At 26.4% G+C, this 1,476-nt stretch carries 2 protein-coding genes; one reads left to right on the top strand and one right to left on the bottom strand.

Translation table 4 applies throughout. The features are described from left to right. The coding region (locus tag C6B38_RS03770; protein WP_146693291.1) for a hypothetical protein at positions 1–567 on the bottom strand (567 nt) is incomplete at its 3' end. Between the two features lie 640 nt (positions 568–1,207). Here C6B38_RS03770 and C6B38_RS09850 point away from each other — a divergent pair. Beyond that, entirely contained in the window at positions 1,208–1,348 is a 141-nt protein-coding gene (locus C6B38_RS09850) for a hypothetical protein (RefSeq protein WP_162475846.1), read from the top strand. Positions 1,349–1,476: the final 128 nt, after the last annotated feature.

Raw genomic sequence — 1,476 nt, 5'->3', positions numbered from 1 at the left:
ATACTTTTTTTGAATAAAAGATTGGTATTCTGCTTTTAGTTTGTCGCTTTCAGCACAAATTTGTTTGCGTGCTTGTTGGTAAGTTAACCCACTTAAAAATGGGTTTGTTGCTTGTTCTTTTTCGTAGCGACGAGCAGACACAGTTAAATAATGCAATTCTTTAATTGCAGTGTCGCGGATCGCTTGATATCCAGTTAAGCGATATTTATTATTATCTCGTGTATTATAAATTCAGTAGTTAAAATACATATCAAGACCAACCAAAAAGTATTTACCAGTTTTGTCTAAGAAACACATTATTTTAGGCACACAAATAAACTTGTTATAAATTTTGATTTTATAACTGTCTTGGCGGGTAGGGTGTTGGCGAACACATTTTTTCGGTAAGTAAAAATTTGAGATATGTTTTTTCTCGTCAAGTTGATTAATCACTTTATAACTCAACCCACTTATCTCGACAAAGTGATAATTGACTTGTTCTGTTTGTTGAACTTCTTGCATAATAATATGCTCCTTTCTGCCGTTTTGAGCAAATTTAAAACCCATATTAGCGTTGATATTTTCCAAAATGTAGAATCCCCCACCATAAATCCATATTTTTTTTGGTTATTTCAACGATGATATAAACTGATTTTTTTGTTGTTTTGATATATTAAATAAAAAATAGGTAGAATGAACTTTTTTCATTCTACCTATACACAAGACAATAAATAATGTTATAATGCGTTGATACTACCATAAAACGGTGGGGGTTAAATCAATAACCTAATTAAGTGGTTTGTGAGACCCTTAATAGGTGTATAGAAGAATGACGTGCTGGTCATTTTTCTTTGTTTTTATTTAGTTGTTTTTATTTTATCACAAATGTGCGGATAAAATATTTTTTATCACTCCTTTTTTGTAACAAATAAAAAGGGAAATAACAGACCGCTATTTCCACAAACATTATAAATAATTGATAAACATATTCTAAGTTAAGTAAAATATGTTAAAATTGTCAGTGGAAACACAGACTTGTTCAAAATGGATTGTGTTTCCGTTTTTAATTGTCATAGCATTTTAAAATGCTAACAAATTCATTATATAGCAAATTATAAAAATATACAAATAATTTGTTAAAAAATATAAAAATGTATTATAATATTTTAGATATTTTTATCTTTGGTTTACCATAAATTTTATAAAATAACAAAGGAGAAAAATAAAAATGAAAAAAATATTAAACTTAATGGGAACAATTAGTATAACATTTTCGGGTATTATTCCTTTAATCGGTATGACATCAAATTATGAAAATAAAATTATGTATTATAATATTTTAGATATTTTTATCTTTGGTTTACCATAAATTTTATAAAATAACAAAGGAGAAAAATAAAAATGAAAAAAATATTAAACTTAATGGGAACAATTAGTATAACATTTTCGGGTATTATTCCTTTAATCGGTATGACATCAAATTATGAAAATAAAATT

The sequence above is a fragment of the Spiroplasma sp. ChiS genome (genome assembly GCF_002968355.1).
GTDB lineage: Bacteria > Bacillota_I > Bacilli_A > Mycoplasmatales > Mycoplasmataceae > Spiroplasma > Spiroplasma citri.
The sequence above is the reverse complement of the archived record's forward strand: the minus strand, read 5'-3'. Positions and strand labels throughout refer to the sequence as shown.